Source organism: Streptococcus sp. Marseille-Q7156, assembly GCF_965119495.1.
Genome location: NZ_CBCPLU010000001.1, coordinates 1738784 through 1756647, shown reverse-complemented (window position 1 = coordinate 1756647; position 17864 = coordinate 1738784). Strand labels below are relative to the sequence as shown.

General features: G+C 43.3%; 22 protein-coding genes. 16 read left to right on the top strand and 6 right to left on the bottom strand.

The window, feature by feature from the left end; all coding sequences use genetic code 11:
- Positions 1-98 precede the first annotated feature (98 nt).
- Genes ACWPV5_RS08200 through mnmG form a run of 3 tightly spaced genes read left to right on the top strand, consistent with a single transcriptional unit; the run spans position 99 to position 2900 of the window.
- The gene (locus tag ACWPV5_RS08200; RefSeq protein ID WP_261067545.1) at positions 99-554 is read left to right on the top strand and encodes an NUDIX hydrolase; all 456 of its coding nucleotides are present in this window, start codon (positions 99-101) and stop codon (positions 552-554) included.
- Positions 555-562: 8 nt separating this feature from the next.
- Positions 563-997 (top strand): NUDIX hydrolase, encoded by a 435-nt coding sequence (locus ACWPV5_RS08195; protein ID WP_219967150.1) that lies wholly within the window; start codon positions 563-565, stop codon positions 995-997.
- Positions 987-2900 carry a tRNA uridine-5-carboxymethylaminomethyl(34) synthesis enzyme MnmG gene (mnmG, locus tag ACWPV5_RS08190; protein WP_219967149.1) on the top strand — a complete coding sequence of 638 codons (1914 nt, stop codon included), beginning with the start codon at positions 987-989 and terminating at the stop codon, positions 2898-2900. The genes ACWPV5_RS08195 and mnmG overlap by 11 nt, the downstream gene beginning before the upstream one ends.
- Positions 2901-3038: 138 nt before the next feature.
- Here the strand turns inward: mnmG and rnjA are convergent, their stop codons facing one another.
- Entirely contained in the window at positions 3039-4718 is a 1680-nt protein-coding gene (gene rnjA, locus ACWPV5_RS08185; protein ID WP_219967148.1) for a ribonuclease J1, read from the bottom strand.
- 1 nt (position 4719) lies between these two features.
- Complete coding sequence (locus tag ACWPV5_RS08180; protein ID WP_000639572.1) at positions 4720-4953, bottom strand: DNA-dependent RNA polymerase subunit epsilon; 234 nt, start codon at positions 4951-4953, stop codon at positions 4720-4722.
- Between the two features lie 280 nt (positions 4954-5233).
- On the opposite strand from ACWPV5_RS08180, the gene ACWPV5_RS08175 reads away from it, so the two are divergent.
- Positions 5234-5449 carry a hypothetical protein gene (locus ACWPV5_RS08175; RefSeq protein ID WP_000282478.1) on the top strand — a complete coding sequence of 72 codons (216 nt, stop codon included), beginning with the start codon at positions 5234-5236 and terminating at the stop codon, positions 5447-5449.
- Between the two features lie 321 nt (positions 5450-5770).
- Here ACWPV5_RS08175 and cibB read toward each other — a convergent pair whose 3' ends face one another.
- Together cibB and cibA are read right to left on the bottom strand one after the other, a co-directional pair.
- On the bottom strand, positions 5771-5923 hold the full coding sequence (cibB, locus tag ACWPV5_RS08170; RefSeq protein ID WP_000974047.1) for a fratricide two-peptide bacteriocin subunit CibB: 153 nt from the start codon (positions 5921-5923) through the stop codon (positions 5771-5773).
- 1 nt (position 5924) lies between these two features.
- Complete coding sequence (cibA, locus tag ACWPV5_RS08165) at positions 5925-6110, bottom strand: fratricide two-peptide bacteriocin subunit CibA (RefSeq protein WP_000180843.1); 186 nt, start codon at positions 6108-6110, stop codon at positions 5925-5927.
- A 191-nt stretch (positions 6111-6301) separates the two neighbouring features.
- Here cibA and tsaB point away from each other — a divergent pair, with 191 nt between their 5' ends.
- From tsaB to ACWPV5_RS08140, 5 genes are all read left to right on the top strand, one after another.
- The gene (gene tsaB / locus ACWPV5_RS08160; RefSeq protein WP_049521944.1) at positions 6302-6985 is read left to right on the top strand and encodes a tRNA (adenosine(37)-N6)-threonylcarbamoyltransferase complex dimerization subunit type 1 TsaB; all 684 of its coding nucleotides are present in this window, start codon (positions 6302-6304) and stop codon (positions 6983-6985) included.
- Entirely contained in the window at positions 6982-7419 is a 438-nt protein-coding gene (rimI, locus tag ACWPV5_RS08155; protein WP_219967147.1) for a ribosomal protein S18-alanine N-acetyltransferase, read from the top strand. The genes tsaB and rimI overlap by 4 nt, the downstream gene beginning before the upstream one ends.
- The gene (tsaD, locus tag ACWPV5_RS08150; RefSeq protein WP_454383294.1) at positions 7409-8419 is read left to right on the top strand and encodes a tRNA (adenosine(37)-N6)-threonylcarbamoyltransferase complex transferase subunit TsaD; all 1011 of its coding nucleotides are present in this window, start codon (positions 7409-7411) and stop codon (positions 8417-8419) included. Before rimI ends, tsaD begins: the two co-directional genes overlap by 11 nt.
- A gap of 119 nt (positions 8420-8538) precedes the next feature.
- Positions 8539-9234: an AzlC family ABC transporter permease gene (locus tag ACWPV5_RS08145; RefSeq protein WP_219967145.1), complete on the top strand. Its 696-nt coding sequence runs from the start codon at positions 8539-8541 to the stop codon at positions 9232-9234.
- Positions 9224-9547 (top strand): AzlD domain-containing protein, encoded by a 324-nt coding sequence (locus tag ACWPV5_RS08140; RefSeq protein WP_049495458.1) that lies wholly within the window; start codon positions 9224-9226, stop codon positions 9545-9547. The genes ACWPV5_RS08145 and ACWPV5_RS08140 overlap by 11 nt, the downstream gene beginning before the upstream one ends.
- A gap of 39 nt (positions 9548-9586) precedes the next feature.
- On the opposite strand, the gene ACWPV5_RS08135 is transcribed toward ACWPV5_RS08140, so the two are convergent.
- Positions 9587-9709 (bottom strand): hypothetical protein, encoded by a 123-nt coding sequence (locus ACWPV5_RS08135; RefSeq protein WP_041171571.1) that lies wholly within the window; start codon positions 9707-9709, stop codon positions 9587-9589.
- A gap of 94 nt (positions 9710-9803) precedes the next feature.
- Between ACWPV5_RS08135 and ACWPV5_RS08130 the strand changes: the two genes are divergently transcribed.
- The 5 genes from ACWPV5_RS08130 (at position 9804) to ACWPV5_RS08110 (ending at position 14860) form a co-directional block, all read left to right on the top strand.
- Positions 9804-10634, top strand: a complete 831-nt coding sequence (locus ACWPV5_RS08130; RefSeq protein WP_020901826.1) for an amino acid ABC transporter substrate-binding protein — start codon at positions 9804-9806, stop codon at positions 10632-10634.
- 153 nt (positions 10635-10787) lie between these two features.
- Positions 10788-11642 carry a MetQ/NlpA family ABC transporter substrate-binding protein gene (locus ACWPV5_RS08125; protein WP_261054810.1) on the top strand — a complete coding sequence of 285 codons (855 nt, stop codon included), beginning with the start codon at positions 10788-10790 and terminating at the stop codon, positions 11640-11642.
- A 96-nt stretch (positions 11643-11738) separates the two neighbouring features.
- Positions 11739-13112 (top strand): M20 family metallopeptidase, encoded by a 1374-nt coding sequence (locus tag ACWPV5_RS08120; protein WP_033684439.1) that lies wholly within the window; start codon positions 11739-11741, stop codon positions 13110-13112.
- A complete protein-coding gene (locus tag ACWPV5_RS08115) occupies positions 13105-14166 on the top strand; it encodes a methionine ABC transporter ATP-binding protein (protein WP_261026029.1) in 1062 nt (353 codons plus the stop codon). The genes ACWPV5_RS08120 and ACWPV5_RS08115 overlap by 8 nt, the downstream gene beginning before the upstream one ends.
- 1 nt (position 14167) lies before the next feature.
- Complete coding sequence (locus tag ACWPV5_RS08110; RefSeq protein WP_000444647.1) at positions 14168-14860, top strand: methionine ABC transporter permease; 693 nt, start codon at positions 14168-14170, stop codon at positions 14858-14860.
- A 29-nt stretch (positions 14861-14889) separates the two neighbouring features.
- On the opposite strand, the gene ACWPV5_RS08105 is transcribed toward ACWPV5_RS08110, so the two are convergent.
- Positions 14890-15459: an MptD family putative ECF transporter S component gene (locus ACWPV5_RS08105; RefSeq protein WP_101782095.1), complete on the bottom strand. Its 570-nt coding sequence runs from the start codon at positions 15457-15459 to the stop codon at positions 14890-14892.
- Between the two features lie 134 nt (positions 15460-15593).
- Here ACWPV5_RS08105 and ACWPV5_RS08100 point away from each other — a divergent pair, with 134 nt between their 5' ends.
- The gene (locus tag ACWPV5_RS08100) at positions 15594-16208 is read left to right on the top strand and encodes a YesL family protein (protein ID WP_454383289.1); all 615 of its coding nucleotides are present in this window, start codon (positions 15594-15596) and stop codon (positions 16206-16208) included.
- Positions 16186-17856: a sensor histidine kinase gene (locus ACWPV5_RS08095; protein WP_454383287.1), complete on the top strand. Its 1671-nt coding sequence runs from the start codon at positions 16186-16188 to the stop codon at positions 17854-17856. Before ACWPV5_RS08100 ends, ACWPV5_RS08095 begins: the two co-directional genes overlap by 23 nt.
- Positions 17857-17864 lie beyond the last annotated feature (8 nt).

The window sequence follows — 17864 nt, the reverse complement described above, 5'->3', positions numbered from 1 at the left end:
GAAATGATGGTCAAAGCTCATGGATGTTGCAGGCTTTTTTGTCCTGCACTTCTTTGGAGTTTTGACTGTTTTTGTGTCGTTTAAGGGAAAGGACAAGAATGACTCAGCAAGACTTTCGGACAAAAGTAGACAATACGGTTTTTGGTGTTCGGGCGACAGCTTTGATTCTTCAAAATCGCAAGCTTCTAGTCACCAAAGATAAGGGCAAGTATTACACAATTGGTGGTGCGATTCAAGTCAATGAAAGCACGGAAGACGCGGTAGTCCGTGAAGTGAGGGAAGAACTGGGTGTCAAAGCTCAAGCTGGCCAGCTAGCTTTCGTAGTTGAAAATCGTTTTGAACAGGACGGTGTTTCCTATCACAACGTTGAGTTTCATTATCTGGTGGACTTGCTTGAGGATGCCCCATTGACCATGCAGGAAGATGAAAAAACGCAGCCCTGTGAGTGGATTGAGTTGGATAATCTTGAGAATATCCAGCTAGTTCCAGCCTTTTTAAAAACAGCCTTACCAGATTGGGACGGCCAACTAAGACACATTCATCTTGAGGAATAGGAGAAAAAATGATGGTTAAGCTTATTGCCCATGTACTTGTTCATAGTGGTGATGATTATTTGCTCATTCAGCGTTCGGAAATTAAAAGAGGACAACCCAATGTTTATCCAACTTACTGGGATATTCCTGGTGGCGGGGTTGAAAAGGGTGAACTTCCGCGAGATGGAGCTCTTAGAGAATGTATTGAAGAAGCGGGAGTTAGGCTAGATAGCAGTTCGCTCAAACTTCTTCACGAAGATAGTCAACTGGATACCTCTAAGGATACGGTCTTTACTCGCTTAGTTTATAAAGCAGAGTGGGTTGGGGAGAAGCCAATTATCAGATTAGATCCTGAAGAGCATACGCACTTTAAATGGGTTACTCTGGCTCAAGCTTTAGAGGAGGAGGAGAAGTTAGTTCCTTATTTGCGAGAAATTTTTGAAAGGTTAAGAAATGACATATAATTTTACTGAAGAATACGATATTATTGTAATTGGTGCGGGACACGCTGGTGTCGAGGCTTCCTTAGCTGCTAGCCGTATGGGCTGTAAGGTCTTACTTGCGACCATCAACATTGAAATGCTGGCTTTTATGCCTTGTAACCCCTCTATCGGTGGTTCTGCCAAGGGGATCGTTGTACGTGAAGTTGATGCCCTCGGTGGCGAGATGGCCAAAACCATTGATAAGACTTACATCCAGATGAAGATGCTTAACACAGGGAAGGGGCCAGCTGTCCGTGCCCTTCGTGCGCAGGCTGACAAGGAGCTTTACTCCAAGGAAATGCGCAAGACGGTTGAAAATCAAGAAAATCTGACCCTTCGTCAGACCATGATTGATGAGATTTTGGTGGAAGATGGCAAGGTTGTCGGTGTTCGTACAGCAACTCATCAAGAGTATGCTTCCAAGGCTGTTATCGTGACGACAGGAACAGCCCTCCGTGGGGAAATTATCATCGGAGACCTCAAGTACTCATCAGGTCCTAACCACAGCCTAGCTTCTATTAACCTTGCTGACAACCTCAAGGAATTAGGACTCGAAATTGGTCGTTTCAAGACAGGAACACCTCCACGTGTCAAGGCTTCTTCTATCAATTACGATGTGACCGAGATTCAGCCAGGAGACGAAGCGCCTAATCATTTCTCATACACTTCACGTGATGAGGATTATGTCAAGGACCAAGTGCCATGCTGGTTGACCTACACCAATGGTACTAGTCATGAGATTATCCAAAACAATCTCCACCGTGCGCCTATGTTTACAGGTGTGGTCAAAGGAGTGGGACCTCGTTATTGTCCATCGATTGAAGACAAGATTGTGCGCTTTGCGGACAAGGAACGCCACCAACTCTTCCTAGAGCCAGAAGGGCGCAATACTGAGGAAGTCTATGTTCAAGGCCTATCAACTAGTCTGCCTGAGGATGTCCAACGTGAGCTGGTTCATTCTATCAAAGGTTTGGAAAATGCAGAGATGATGCGAACAGGTTATGCCATCGAGTACGATATGGTCTTGCCTCATCAGTTGCGTGCGACTCTGGAAACCAAGAAAATCTCAGGTCTATTCACTGCTGGTCAGACCAATGGAACATCAGGTTACGAAGAAGCTGCTGGCCAAGGGATTATCGCGGGTATCAATGCGGCTTTGAAAGTCCAAGGCAAGTCTGAGTTGATTTTGAAGCGTAGTGACGGTTATATTGGGGTCATGATTGATGACTTGGTGACCAAGGGGACCATTGAACCTTACCGTCTCTTGACCAGTCGTGCTGAATATCGCCTCATTCTCCGTCATGACAATGCCGATATGCGTTTGACTGAGATGGGGCGCGAGATTGGGCTTGTTGACGATGAACGTTGGGCTCGTTTTGAAATCAAGAAAAATCAATTTGAAAATGAAATGAAACGCCTAGACAGTATTAAACTCAAGCCAGTCAAGGAAATCAATGCCAAGGTTGAGGAGATGGGCTTCAAGCCGTTGACAGATGCAGTGACAGCTAAGGAATTCCTTCGCCGTCCAGAAGTTTCTTATCAAGATGTGGTGGCTTTCATCGGACCAGCAGCAGAGGACTTGGATGACAAGATTATCGAATTGATTGAAACAGAAATCAAGTACGAAGGCTATATCTCAAAAGCCATGGATCAGGTTGCCAAGATGAAACGCATGGAAGAAAAACGCATTCCAGCCAATATTGACTGGGATGATATTGATTCTATCGCGACAGAAGCCCGTCAGAAGTTCAAACTCATCAATCCAGAAACCATCGGCCAAGCCAGCCGTATTTCGGGAGTAAATCCAGCAGACATTTCTATTTTGATGGTGTATCTTGAAGGTAAAAATCGTAGTATTTCTAAAACTCTTCAAAAATCAAAATGATACGTCGTCGGCTTCGGCTCACCTAACTTAAGTTATGCTTTCGCCTAGCCTTCTAGTCTGATTTCGATTTTTATTGAGTTTTAATCTAAAAAGAAAGCATAGAAAAAACAGCTCCGTCTTCGGGGCTGTTTTCTTGCTTTATTCTTCATCTGGTGTGAGGATCATCGGGATGATAATCGGTTCACGTTCTGTATTTTCATAGAGGAAGGGGCGAATAGCGTTGACAATGGCACCATTGACAGATTGCACGCTAGCATCCTTGTTTTTTAGTGCGATACGAATTGCATTGAAGAGGATACGCTGGCTTTGGCGAATCAAGTCGCCAGACTCTCTCATGTAGACAAAGCCTCGGCTGAGGATGTCTGGACCAGATAGAATCATCTGCGATTTGAAGTCAACAGTTGCGACTGCCAGAACGACACCATCTTCAGATAAATCACGACGATCTTTGAGGACAGCAGCACCGATTTCACCGATACGATTTCCATCGACATAGATGTCTTGGGCGTTGAAATGGCCTGCGATACGAGCAGAATCAGCAGTAAGGGCAAGCACATCACCATTGCTCATGATAAAGATATTGTCCTTCTCAACACCAGTATCCACTGCTAGTCCAGCATGGACTTTTTGCATGCGGTATTCACCGTGGACAGGCATGAAGTATTTTGGCTTAATCAAGCGGAGCATGAGTTTTTGCTCTTGCTGACCACCGTGTCCAGATGTATGGATATTGTTAACCTTACCGTGGATAACTTCGACACCAGCTTCAGAAATGACGTTGATCAGCTTGTTGACGCTAGTAGTGTTTCCAGGGATTGGACTTGAAGAGAAGATAACCGTATCGCCTGGTTGGAGTTGTACCTGACGGTGGGTTCCGTTGGCGATACGAGAGAGGGCCGCCATAGGTTCACCCTGACTACCTGTACAGAGGATAAGAACCTCGCCTGCAGGGTAGTCTTTGATTTCATTTGGCTCGATAAAGGTTCCTTTAGGAGCTTTGATGTAGCCAAGATCGATTCCGTTGACAATGGCCTTTTCCATGGAACGACCAAAGACCGCGATCTTACGTCCAGTCTTAACAGCGGCTTCTGTTGCTTGCTGGAGACGGAAGATATTTGAGGCAAAGGATGCAAAGATGATACGTCCTTCAATACCTTGGATAATCTTCATGATGGACTGACCAACGACTTTTTCAGAGTTGGTAAAGGTTGGCACTTCTGCATTTGTTGAGTCAGACAGGAGACAGAGTACACCGTCTTCACCAAGGGCTGCCATACGGTGCAAATCTGCTGGTTCACCAACTGGTGTTAAGTCAAACTTGAAGTCACCCGTACAGACAATTTTCCCTTGAGGAGTATGAATGACAATCCCCAAAGGCTCTGGAATAGAGTGAGTGGTTCTAAAGAAAGTTGCCTTGAGATTTTTAAAGGTCAACTCAGTGTTGTGATTGATTTCGTAAAGTTTGGCGTTGCGCAAGAGGCCGTGTTCTTCGAGTTTCCCACGAATCAAAGCCAAGGCAAGTGGTCCGGCATAGATAGGGACATTTGCTTGCTTGAGCAGGAATGGAATCCCACCGATGTGGTCCTCGTGTCCGTGTGTGATCAAAACAGCCTTGACGCGGTCGATGTTGTCTACGATGTAGGAGTAATCAGGAATGACATAGTCGATACCCAGCAAGTCATCTTCTGGGAATTTAATCCCAGCATCGACGATGATAATCTCATCTTGGTATTCAATCCCGTATGTGTTTTTCCCGATTTCTCCCAGACCACCGATGGCAAAAACGCCAACTTCTTCAGGTTTAAGAGTATAGGCCATATTAGAACTCCGTAATTTCGAAGGCGCCAGTTTCTTTTTCGTAATCTAGCAATTTGTCAGACAAGAGTTCGATATACTCGATATTGTACTCTGGGCGATTTTCTTCGACAAGTTGGCGAGCAGCGATACGACCCTCAAGTTCTGAGCTGGCATCGATGTCTAGGTAAAGTGCGCGTGTTGTTTCACGACGTGGGCTACGTTCTTTTGTTTCTTGATAAAAAACTTTGTAAATCATATAGTTCCTTTCTATTTTACAGGTCAGCTTATTCCAAACTTTTAGCATAGATTTGCTTGATTTCATTCCATTTTGTGTCTAGATTGACCTTGATTCGTTACAATTATTTCAATTATACCACAAAATGAAAAATTAGTAAAAGACGGAAACGAGAAAGTCATGGGTCGATTCGCCGAGTAAGCGCTTGCAAAAATAAAGAAAATGTGTTATGTTGATAATGGAAGTGAAATTTATTGCTTGTCATAATTCCATATAGTTTTTAAGTCAAGGAGGTTGCCCTATGTATAACTTATTTGCTTTTGCTATCGGAGCTCGCTTGGTAGCTTTTATTGTTTTTGTTGCTTGCGTTTATGCGGGGAATCTTCTATTTGCCAAACTGGAACGACGACAAACCAAGTTCTTGTGGAAAATTACCTTTGTGACTCTCTACTCGCTTTTTCTCCTCCTCGTAACCTATGTCGTTTGGTTTGTATTTTACTTTGGATTAAATGCTTAGATGCCCCGCTTATGCTGGGGCATTTTTGTTTTGGGGTAAAAGATAGTAGATTCATGACACGAAAATTCCACCCCATCTATCAAGATGAGGCGGTCTTTGCATTTTTCTAAATGACATGACAATGGAATTTTCAGAGCTTATTATTTTTATGGGAGTCATTGTTCTGCTCAAAAATAGAGTTGAAGCATAAAAATAAAACAATACAAACAGATAGATCAATTGGTAAAGGGATAGTAGTAATGTTTAAATCATTGAGAATGCTTAGCAAACTGTAAGAGATAAAGATAATAAAATTTATCCTTCTAAAAATGTATCTTTTATCTAGCATGACTTACCAAACTTTTTACGGAGATCTTTCCCAATGGTATAACCTGCCATAAATAAAGCGATACCAACACCTACACCAAAACCACCCTTGATTTCTTGCAATTCCTTATTAGAAATTTCACGATAGTTGTTTAAATCTTTCATCATATTAATCTCCTCCTAAAAAATAACCAGCTGCCAAACCAGAACCTACAAGTGCTGTTCCACCTGCAATAGCTTTCCAAGATACTGCTACTCCAAAGATAACCAAGGGAGCGAGACCGCCATCAATATCTGATAATTCATTTTCAGATAGGGATAAAAATTGATTGTCAAGAACGTCAAAATTTGTCATTGAACTTTCCTCCTTTTTTCTTGTTCACTTTTATATTCGGAAAAGAAAAGGAAAAGTGAGCATTTTTTTGAATTTTATTTGCGAATTATTTTTTAGCTAAGTATAGGCATTTTTGTTTGGGGGCAAAGAAAATTCCCATGTGCCAGCTTTTGTAGTATAATAGTAAGCAGACAAAAAGATAGGAATGTGTTATGAAAGTATTAGCTTTTGATACGTCTAGCAAGGCTCTTTCTCTCGCTATTTTAGAGGACAAGCAGGTTCTTGCCGAGACGACGATTAATATTAAGAAAAATCACAGTATTACCCTTATGCCTGCCATCGATTTTTTGATGGCAAGTTTGGATTGGACGCCCAAGGATTTGGATCGAATCGTGGTAGCGGAAGGGCCAGGTAGCTACACAGGTTTGCGAATTGCGGTAGCAACTGCCAAGACTTTGGCTCATACTCTGAACATTGAGTTGGTTGGTATGTCTAGCCTCTTGGCTCTGGTGCCCTACCAACAAGAAGGCTTGTTCGTTCCTTTGATGGATGCGCGTCGCAACAATGTTTATGCAGGATTTTATGAAAATGCCAAACCTGTCATGCCAGAAGCGCACCTGCCTTTTGAGCGAGTGATTGAGTTAATCAAGGGTGCTAGTCAAGTAACCTTTGTCGGAGAAGTTGGCCCCTTTGTGGAGCAGATTCAAGAACACTTGCCAAGGACTAATCTCAAAGAAACCTTGCCAAATGCAGCTAATCTAGCTCTCTGGGCCTGGGACAAGGAAGCAGACTCCTTGCATGATTTTGTGCCGAATTACCTCAAACGAGTCGAGGCTGAGGAAAACTGGCTCAAGAACCACACTGAATCTGGCGAGTCCTACATTAAACGCCTATGATAGAAATCAAACGAATCCAACAGCAACCTGACTTGGCTCAAGCCATCTACGCTGTGATGGCAGCTGTTTACCCAGTCAGTCCTTGGACGCTGGAACAAATCCAAGCAGATCTGTCCCAAGACCAGACTTGGTATGTTCTGGCTTATGATGGGGCCGAAGTGATTGGATTTCTAGCTGTGCAGGAAAATATCTTTGAAGCAGAAGTCCTGCAAATCGCTGTCAAAGGAGCCTATCAGGGTCAGGGAATTGCGTCAGCCTTGTTTGCTCAATTGCCGACAGACAAGGAGATTTTCCTCGAAGTCAGAAGGTCAAATCAACGAGCGCAAGCATTTTACAAGAAAGAAAAGATGGCGGTCATCGCTGAGCGCAAGGCCTACTACCATGATCCAGTCGAGGACGCCATCATCATGAAGAGAGAAATAGATGAAGGATAGATATATTTTAGCATTTGAGACATCCTGTGATGAGACCAGTGTCGCCGTCTTGAAAAACGACGATGAGCTCTTGTCCAATGTCATTGCTAGTCAAATTGAGAGTCACAAACGTTTTGGGGGCGTAGTGCCTGAAGTAGCCAGTCGTCACCATGTCGAGGTCATTACAGCCTGCATCGAGGAGGCGTTGGCAGAAGCAGGGATTACCGAAGAGGACGTGACAGCTGTGGCTGTTACCTATGGACCAGGCTTGGTCGGAGCCTTGCTAGTTGGCTTGTCAGCTGCTAAGGCCTTTGCTTGGGCACATGGACTTCCACTCATCCCTGTTAACCACATGGCTGGTCACCTCATGGCAGCTCAGAGCGTGGAGCCTTTGGAGTTTCCCTTGCTAGCCCTCTTGGTCAGCGGTGGACACACAGAGTTGGTTTATGTTTCTGAGGCGGGTGACTACAAGATTGTTGGAGAAACGCGAGATGACGCGGTTGGTGAGGCCTATGATAAGGTCGGCCGTGTCATGGGCTTGACCTATCCTGCAGGTCGTGAGATTGACGAGCTAGCTCATCAGGGACAGGATATTTATGATTTTCCTCGTGCCATGATTAAGGAAGATAATCTGGAGTTTTCATTCTCAGGTTTGAAATCGGCTTTTATCAATCTTCACCACAATGCCGAGCAAAAGGGAGAAAGCTTGTCCACAGAGGATTTGTGTGCTTCCTTCCAAGCAGCTGTCTTGGATATTCTTATGGCAAAAACTAAGAAGGCTTTGGAGAAATACCCTGTTAAAACCCTTGTCGTGGCAGGTGGCGTGGCAGCCAATAAAGGCCTCAGAGAACACCTAGCAACTGAAATCACAGATGTCAAGATCATCATTCCACCTCTGCGTCTTTGCGGAGACAATGCAGGTATGATTGCCTATGCCAGCGTCAGCGAGTGGAACAAAGAAAACTTTGCAAACTTGGACCTCAATGCCAAACCAAGTCTCGCTTTTGATACTATGGAATAAAATGGAGTCTGTCTGATTACAATCAACAGACTTTTTTCTCTTTCCTGAATGTGTTATAATAGTTCATGCTGTGGCTGGAGCCTTTTCAGCCCATTTATTAAGACAATATGAGGAGAAAGATGAAAGAAAAAGGATTCTGGGAGGGGGCACAGGCAGCCATGCCAACGGCCCTTGGTTATGTCAGTATTGGCCTTGCCTGTGGGATTATTGGTGCGCCCTATGTGACACCTGTAGAGATGGGCTTGATGAGCCTCTTTGTTTATGCTGGGAGTGCCCAGTTTGCCATGTTGGCACTGATTGCGGTTCAAGCTCCTGTGGCAGCTATTGCTATGACGGTTTTTCTAATCAATTTGCGTCTCTTTTTGTTGAGCTTGCATGCGTCAACCTATTTCCGTCATACCAGTCTCTGGCAAAATATCGGTATGTCTAGCCTCTTGACAGATGAGACTTACGGCGTTTTGATGGGTGAATTGGCCCATACAGACAAGGTCAATCCTATGTGGATGCACGGAAACAATCTCAACAGCTATGTGGCTTGGTTTGTGGGGACAGTGGTTGGAACAGCTCTAGGTGCCCTGCTGCCAAATCCAGAAATCTTTGGGCTGGACTTTGCTTTGGTTGGGATGTTCATCGGGATTTTTGCTTCGCAATTCCAGATTATGCAAAGACGGATTCCTGTCCGCAATCTGCTCATTATCCTAGCAGTTGTTGCGGTGTCCTTCTTTTTACTCTTAACAGTGGTGTCTCAGTCGCTAGCTGTTCTGTTTGCGACGCTACTTGGTTGTACAATGGGGGTGGTTTTAGATGGTCAGTAAGTATCTTTTATTAGCAGTTATTTTCTCTGGCTTGGTGACTTGGATTCCCCGTATGATTCCCTTCATCTTGGTCAAGTATAAGGGTTTGCCTGCAATCGTTGAGCGTTTTTTGAAGTTCTTGCCCGTTTCTATTATCTTTGCCTTGATTCTTTCAAGCGTAGTGACAGGCAAGGTTGGCAGCCTTCCTCAAATCAAATGGCTGGACTTCTTAGCTGTCTTTCCAACAGCTTGGGTAGCCTTTCGCTACCGCAATCTAGTCGGAACAGTTCTCTTTGGAGTGGTCTTGATTGCAGTCTTGCGTTTGGCCTTTTAATACTCTTCGAAAATCTCTTCAAACCACGTCAGCGTCGCCTTACCGTAGGTATATGTAACTGACTTCGTCAGTCTTATCTCCAACCTCAAAACAGTGTTTTGAGCAACCTGCGGCTAGCTTCCTAGTTTGCTCTTTGATTTTCATTGAGTATAAATCAGCCATAAAGAAAACCTATCACAGAGATAGATATCATATAATGGCGTAAATGCTCTTTTTCTGTTAAGATTATAAGGTATTCTATTTTGGAGGAAATGACATGAAAAAAATCGTTAAATACTCATCTCTTGCTGCCCTAGGGCTTGTTGCTGCAGGTGTTCTAGCAGCTTGCTCAGGTGGTGCTAAGAAAGAAGGAGAAGCAGCTAGCAAGAAGGAAATTATCGTTGCAACCAATGCTTCACCAAAACCATTCAACTATGAAGAAAATGGTGAATTGACTGGTTACGAAATTGAAGTGGTTCGCGCTATCTTTAAAGACTCTGACAAGTATGATGTCAAGTTTGAGAAGACAGAGTGGTCAGGAGTCTTTGCAGGACTTGACGCTGACCGTTACCAAATGGCCGTTAACAACATCAGCTACACTAAAGAACGCGCGGAGAAATACCTTTATGCAGCCCCAACTGCTAAAAACCCTAACGTTCTTGTAGTGAAAAAAGACGACTCTAGCATCAAATCGCTTGATGATATCGGTGGAAAATCAACAGAAGTTGTTCAAGGGACAACATCTGCTAAACAGTTAGAAGACTACAACAAGCAACACTCAGATAATCCAACTGTCCTTAACTATACTAGAGCAGACTTCCAACAAATCATGGGACGCTTGAGCGATGGTCAGTTTGACTACAAGATTTTTGATAAAATCGGTGTTGAAACAGTCATCAAGAACCAAGGCTTGGACAACTTGAAAGTCATTGAACTTCCAAGCGACCAACAACCTTACGTTTACCCACTTCTTGCTAAAGGTCAAGATGAGTTGAAAACATTTGTAGACAAACGTATCCAAGAACTCTACAAAGACGGAACGCTTGAAAAATTGTCTAAACAATTCTTCGGAGACACTTATCTACCAGCAGAAGCTGATATTAAATAATTTCTTGAAGTCATCCATTCTGCATAAGGTGGATGATTTCTCAGTTTTTAGGGATATAGTTTTAAACTATATATCTGGCTATCTAATAACAATTTGTGAAATCAAACAAATTGTGAGATACTAGTACGGTATTATTTTTAAGGAGAAAGAATCATGAAAATTAAAAAATGGCTTGGTGTAGCAGCCCTTGCTACAGTCGCAGGTTTGGCTCTTGCAGCTTGCGGAAACTCAGAAAAGAAAGCAGACAATGCAACAACTATTAAAATTGCAACTGTTAACCGTAGCGGTTCTGAAGAAAAACGTTGGGACAAAATTCAAGAATTGGTTAAAAAAGACGGTATTACTTTGGAATTTACAGAGTTCACAGACTACTCACAACCAAACAAGGCAACTGCTGATGGCGAAGTAGATTTGAACGCTTTCCAACACTATAACTTCTTGAACAACTGGAACAAAGAAAACGGAAAAGACCTTGTAGCGATTGCAGATACTTACATCTCTCCAATCCGCCTTTACTCAGGTTTGAATGGAGGCGACAACAAGTACACTAAAGTAGAAGACATCCCAGCAAACGGAGAAATCGCTGTACCGAACGATGCTACAAACGAAAGCCGTGCGCTTTACTTGCTTCAATCAGCTGGCTTGATTAAGTTGGACGTTTCAGGAACTGCTCTTGCAACAGTTGCTAACATCAAAGAAAATCCAAAGAACTTGAAAATCACTGAATTGGACGCTAGCCAAACAGCTCGTTCATTGTCATCAGTTGATGCTGCCGTTGTAAACAATACCTTCGTTACAGAAGCAAAATTGGACTACAAGAAAGCGCTCTTCAAAGAACAAGCTGATGAAAATTCAAAACAATGGTACAACATCATCGTTGCGAAAAAAGATTGGGAAACATCACCTAAGGCTGATGCTATCAAGAAAGTGATCGCAGCTTACCACACAGATGACGTGAAAAAAGTTATCGAAGAAACATCAGACGGTTTGGATCAACCAGTTTGGTAATAAGAAACAGGGAGGTGGGAGAGAAAATTCCACCTCTTGCTTTTGTATAGAGCATGGATTGTCAGGAAGAGTAGTTCATAGAAAGGTAGAGAGAATATGGTTTTTCCTAGCGAACAAGAACAGATTGAAAAATTTGAAAAGGATCATGTGGCCCAGCATTATTTTGAGGTTTTGCGTACCTTGATTTCTAAGAAGTCGGTCTTTGCCCAACAGGTGGGGCTCAAAGAAGTTGCCAACTATCTGGGTGAGATTTTTAAGCGTGTTGGGGCTGAAGTGGAGATTGATGAGACTTATACGGCGCCTTTTGTCATGGCGCATTTCAAGAGTTCGCGTCCAGATGCCAAAACCTTGATTTTCTATAACCACTATGACACTGTGCCAGCGGACGGGGATCAGGTCTGGACAGAGGATCCCTTTACGCTTTCGGTCCGCAATGGCTTCATGTATGGGCGTGGAGTTGACGATGATAAGGGTCATATCACAGCTCGTTTGAGTGCTTTGAGAAAATACATGCAGCACCATGATGACCTGCCTGTCAATATCAGTTTTATCATGGAGGGAGCGGAGGAATCGGCCTCGACAGACCTAGATAAGTATCTGGAAAAACATGCGGATAAACTCCGTGGTGCAGATTTGTTGGTCTGGGAACAAGGAACCAAAAATGCCTTGGAACAGCTGGAAATTTCTGGTGGAAATAAGGGGATTGTGACCTTTGATGCCAAGGTAAAAAGCGCTGATGTCGATATCCACTCTAGTTATGGTGGGGTTGTGGAATCAGCTCCTTGGTATCTTCTCCAAGCCTTACAGTCTCTTCGCGCTGCAGATGGCCGTATCTTGGTTGAAGGCTTGTACGAAGAAGTGCAGGAGCCAAATGAACGGGAATTGGCCTTGGTGGACACTTACGCCCAACGAAATCCAGAGGAAATCAGCCAGATTTATGGTTTGGAATTGCCTCTCTTACAAGAGGACCGCGCAGCCTTTCTAAAACGTTTCTTTTTCGAGCCAGCTCTTAATATAGAAGGGATTCAGTCAGGTTACCAAGGACAAGGAGTCAAAACGATTTTGCCAGCAGAAGCCAGTGCTAAGCTAGAAGTTCGTTTGGTTCCTGGTCTAGAACCGCATGATGTTCTGGAAAAAATTCGGAAACAGCTAGACAAAAATGGCTTTGATAAGGTAGAATTATACTATACCTTGGGAGAGATGAGCTATCGAAGCGACATGAGCGCGCCAGCCATTCTCAATGTAATCGAGTTGGCCAAGAAATTCTATCCACAGGGCGTTTCAGTATTGCCAACTACAGCGGGGACAGGGCCTATGCATACGGTCTTTGATGCCCTAGAGGTGCCGATGGTGGCCTTCGGTCTAGGAAATGCTAATAGCCGAGACCACGGTGGAGATGAGAACGTGCGAATCGCCGATTATTACACCCATATTGAATTAGTAGAGGAGCTGATTAGAAGCTATGAGTAGAGATATTATCAAGTTAGATCAGATCGATGTGACTTTTCATCAAAAGAAGAGAACTATCACAGCGGTCAAGGATGTGACCATTCACATCCAAGAAGGGGATATCTATGGAATCGTTGGATATTCTGGAGCAGGGAAATCAACCCTTGTACGGGTGATTAACCTCTTGCAAAAACCATCTGCAGGGAAAATTACCATTGACGACGATGTGATTTTTGATGGCAAAGTTACCTTGACGGCAGAGCAGTTGCGTCGTAAACGTCAAGATATCGGGATGATTTTCCAGCATTTTAACCTGATGAGCCAAAAGACAGCAGAGGAGAATGTGGCCTTTGCCCTTAAACACTCTGGACTCAGCAAGGAAGAAAAGAAGGCTAAAGTAGCTAAATTGTTGGACTTGGTTGGCTTGGCAGACCGTGCTGAAAACTATCCTTCTCAACTATCTGGAGGGCAAAAACAGCGTGTGGCCATTGCGCGTGCCTTGGCAAATGATCCAAAAATCTTGATTTCAGATGAGTCAACTTCTGCCCTTGATCCTAAGACTACTAAGCAGATTTTGGCCTTGTTGCAAGATTTGAACCAAAAATTAGGCTTAACTGTTGTCTTGATTACGCATGAAATGCAGATTGTCAAAGACATTGCCAACCGTGTGGCAGTTATGCAGGATGGGCATTTGATTGAGGAGGGTAGTGTTCTTGAAATCTTCTCAGATCCTAAACAACCTTTGACTCAAGACTTTATCTCAACAGCCACAGGTATTGACGAAGCTATGGTCAAGATTGAGAAGCAAGAAATCGTGGAACACTTGTCTGAAAACAGCCTTTTGGTGCAGCTCAAGTATGCAGGTGCTTCAACAGACGAGCCGCTTTTGAATGAATTGTACAAGCGTTACCAAGTAACGGCTAATATTCTCTATGGAAATATTGAAATCCTCGATGGAACTCCTGTTGGAGAATTGGTGGTGGTCTTATCAGGTGAAAAAGTAGCGTTGGCAGGTGCCCAAGAAGCCATTCGTCAAGCAGGCGTACAGCTAAAAGTATTGAAGGGAGGACAGTAAGATGGAATCATTGATTCAAACCTATTTGCCAAATGTCTATAAGATGGGCTGGGCTGGTCAAGCAGGCTGGGGAACAGCCATCTACCTAACCCTTTATATGACAGTTCTTTCTTTCATCATCGGAGGTTTCTTGGGGCTTGTTGCAGGGCTCTTCCTTGTCTTGACAGCGCCAGGTGGTGTCTTGGAAAATAAGGTCGTTTTCTGGATTTTGGATAAAATCACCTCTATTTTCCGTGCGGTGCCATTTATTATTCTCTTGGCAGTCTTGTCACCCTTCTCTCATCTAATCGTAGGAACAAGTATCGGACCAAATGCGGCTATTGTACCCCTATCTTTTGCAGTCTTTGCCTTTTTTGCTCGTCAGGTGCAGGTTGTCTTGGCTGAGCTAGATGGTGGTGTCATTGAGGCGGCTCAAGCGAGTGGAGCGACCTTCTGGGATATCGTGGGTGTTTACCTATCAGAAGGTCTTCCAGATTTGATTCGTGTGACGACTGTGACCTTGATTTCCCTTGTTGGTGAAACAGCTATGGCTGGTGCGGTTGGAGCTGGCGGTATTGGTAACGTAGCCATCGCTTATGGATTTAACCGCTACAATCACGATGTGACCATCTTGGCAACTATCATTATCATTTTGATTATCTTTGCAATCCAATTCTTGGGAGACTTCTTGACCAAGAAATTGAGCCATAAATAAAAAAGAGCCGTGTGGCTCTTTTTTAGTAATCAGATTTTCTGTGCAAATTTTTTACTCAAGGCTTGTCCAATCAAGGCCCCCACTAGGGCTCCGATGACAACACTTGCGATAAATAGAAGGATGGTTCCAGGATTTGGAGCAACCATGATACGGTCGATATATTCTTGGGATTTTCCTCTTGCTAGAAGGGTTGCTATATAGGCTTTGGGGGCAATCCACATAAGTAAGATTGGACCAGTTGAGCTAAAGGCAAAGAGTATGAAAGAAAGGAAATTCTTTGTTTGGTCCTTGTATTTTCCTAGGTTAGCTACTCCATCTGCTAGCAGACCACAGATAATTCCAGGAAGGAAGGCACCAGCACCGTGTTTAGTTCCCAAGAAAAAGAGGGCGATGACAAGGCCGATAGTGGTAATGGCTCCAAAGCGCGGAACTTTTGCGACCAGAATCATATAGACGCTACCGCCGACAAGGGCAGTAAAAGCAGGCGCATAAAACATGTTTCCAGTTTGGTCAAAGAGATTGCCCAAAAGGACACCAATCCCCATGCAGAGGAAGTAAAGAACTGCAAAAAGCAGTGTAGTTAAGATAGATTTCTTCATGAATTGTCTCCTGATCATTTTTTCACAATTCTCATTGTATCACGGTTTGATGGGATTGTAAATGGGCACTAGAATTTTTTGAAAACGCTTGAAATATGATATAATAGTTTCATAGTTATTTTTAGGAGGATATCATGGGGAGATTTTTAGACTTTGTCTTTAATCGTTTCTTTTTAGGGATGATTGCGACAGCCTTCTTTTGGCTATTAACCTTAGCAGGAGGGATTATTCTTGGTCTAGCGCCGGCTAGCGCCACCTTGATGAGCCTATATGCAGAACATGGTTATAGCTTTCGGGAATATAGTTTGAAGGAGGTCTGGTCTCTTTATAAGCAAAATTTTGTCTCAAGCAATCTGATTTTCTATAGCTTTCTAGGAGTGGATTTGATTTTGGTCTATGGCCTGTATCTCTTGGTACAATTGCCTCATCAGACTATTATTCATTTGATTGCGACATTTTTGAATGTTCTAGTAGTTGCCCTGATCTTTTTGGCTTATACAGTATCTTTGAAATTACAAGTTTATTTTGACTTGTCTTATCGAAATAGTCTCAAACTATCCTTGATTGGCATCTTTATGAGCCTATCAGCTGTGGCCAAGGTTCTCCTTGGGACAGTGCTACTTGTGGCAATTGGTTACTATATGCCTGCCCTACTTTTCTTTGTAGGAATTGGGATGTGGCATTTCTTTATCAGTGATATGTTGGAACCTGTCTATGAAAGTATCCATGAAAAATTGGCGACAAAATAGAATGAAGCAGTTTTGGCTACATACGCTTCTGCGAACCTACAGTTCAGTTATGATAATTATTATTGCGAGTTTTGCAATCTTACTCTCTTACGCTGACTGGGATTCACGGGAAAAGGAAGCTCAAAGAGTAGCCCAGCGTGTAACCACTCGAACAGTCGAAGAGGTGGAATATTATTATCGCGAGTCAGCTCAACTAGCGCAAGATTTAGTAGCCAATCAAGACCGTATACAAGGGGTTTATAAGTACTTTAGCCTGTCAACTTCTGAGTATTTTTATTGGTTGTTGGAGCATCAAGCGGCTTCGTCAACTTCTATTTCTCTGTATGAAAATATTGATGACCTGTATGTTCAAAATGACTATATAACGGGTGTTGCAATCGTTTTGCAGGACTTTAAAGAAGTTTATGTTTCGAGCAGAAATGAGAGAGGTGGTCATTCGGTACTTGCGGAAGGCTTTAAACCGGAGGCCAATAGTTTTGGAGTTCCTATTTTAGATCCAGCGACGGATCAATCTATAGGGGTTGTTTATATTTCCTTGGATCCAGAAATCTTATACCATGCTGTAGACAATACCCGAGGTCATATCCCGATGGCTGTCACTGTGACATCGCCTTTTGATACGGAGATTTTTCATATTGGTGAGAGGGTCAATAGGGAGCATGAGAACTGGTTTGTCGGTGTGACCTCTCATGGCTATCAGGTTCAGGTGGCAGTTCCCAAAAATTTTGTTTTACAAGGAACGGTGACCAGCTCGGCTTTGATTGTGGGTTTGAGCCTTCTCTTTATTGTCATTCTCTATCTGACGTTGAGGCAGACCTTTGCTAATTACCAAAAGCAGGTAGTGGATTTGGTGGATTCCATCCAAGCTATTGCCCAAGGAGAGGAAGGTCTTCGTATTGACACACTTGAAAAGGATCAGGAATTGCTCTTAATCGCGGAGACCACCAATGATATGTTGGATCGATTGGAAAAGAATATCCATGATATTTACCAGTTAGAGCTTAGTCAAAAAGATGCCAATATGCGAGCCTTACAGGCTCAAATCAATCCTCATTTTATGTATAATACGCTGGAATTCTTGCGCATGTATGCAGTTATGCAGAGTCAAGACGAGTTGGCGGATATCATTTATGAGTTTAGTAGTCTCTTGCGTAATAATATTTCTGACGAAAGAGAAACCCTCCTCAAACAGGAATTAGAATTTTGCCGTAAATACAGCTATCTCTGCATGGTTCGCTATCCCAAGTCCATTGCCTATGGTTTCAAGATAGACCCAGAGTTAGAGAATATGAAGATTCCCAAGTTTACCTTGCAACCGCTGGTAGAAAATTATTTCGCGCATGGTGTTGACCACAGACGGACAGATAATGTGATTAGCATCAAGGCGCTTAAACGAGATGGTTTTGTGGAAATTTTAGTAGTAGATAATGGTCGTGGTATGTCGTCTGAAAAGCTGGCAAATCTCCGAGAAAAATTAAGTCAGAGACATTTTGAACACCAAGCCAGTTACAGTGATCAAAAGCAGTCTATCGGGATTGCCAATGTACATGAGCGTTTTGTGCTCTATTTTGGAGACCGCTATGCCATTAGTGTAGAGTCTGCAGAGCAAGCAGGTGTTCAGTATCGTATTACAATTCAAGATGAGTAGAAAGGGAG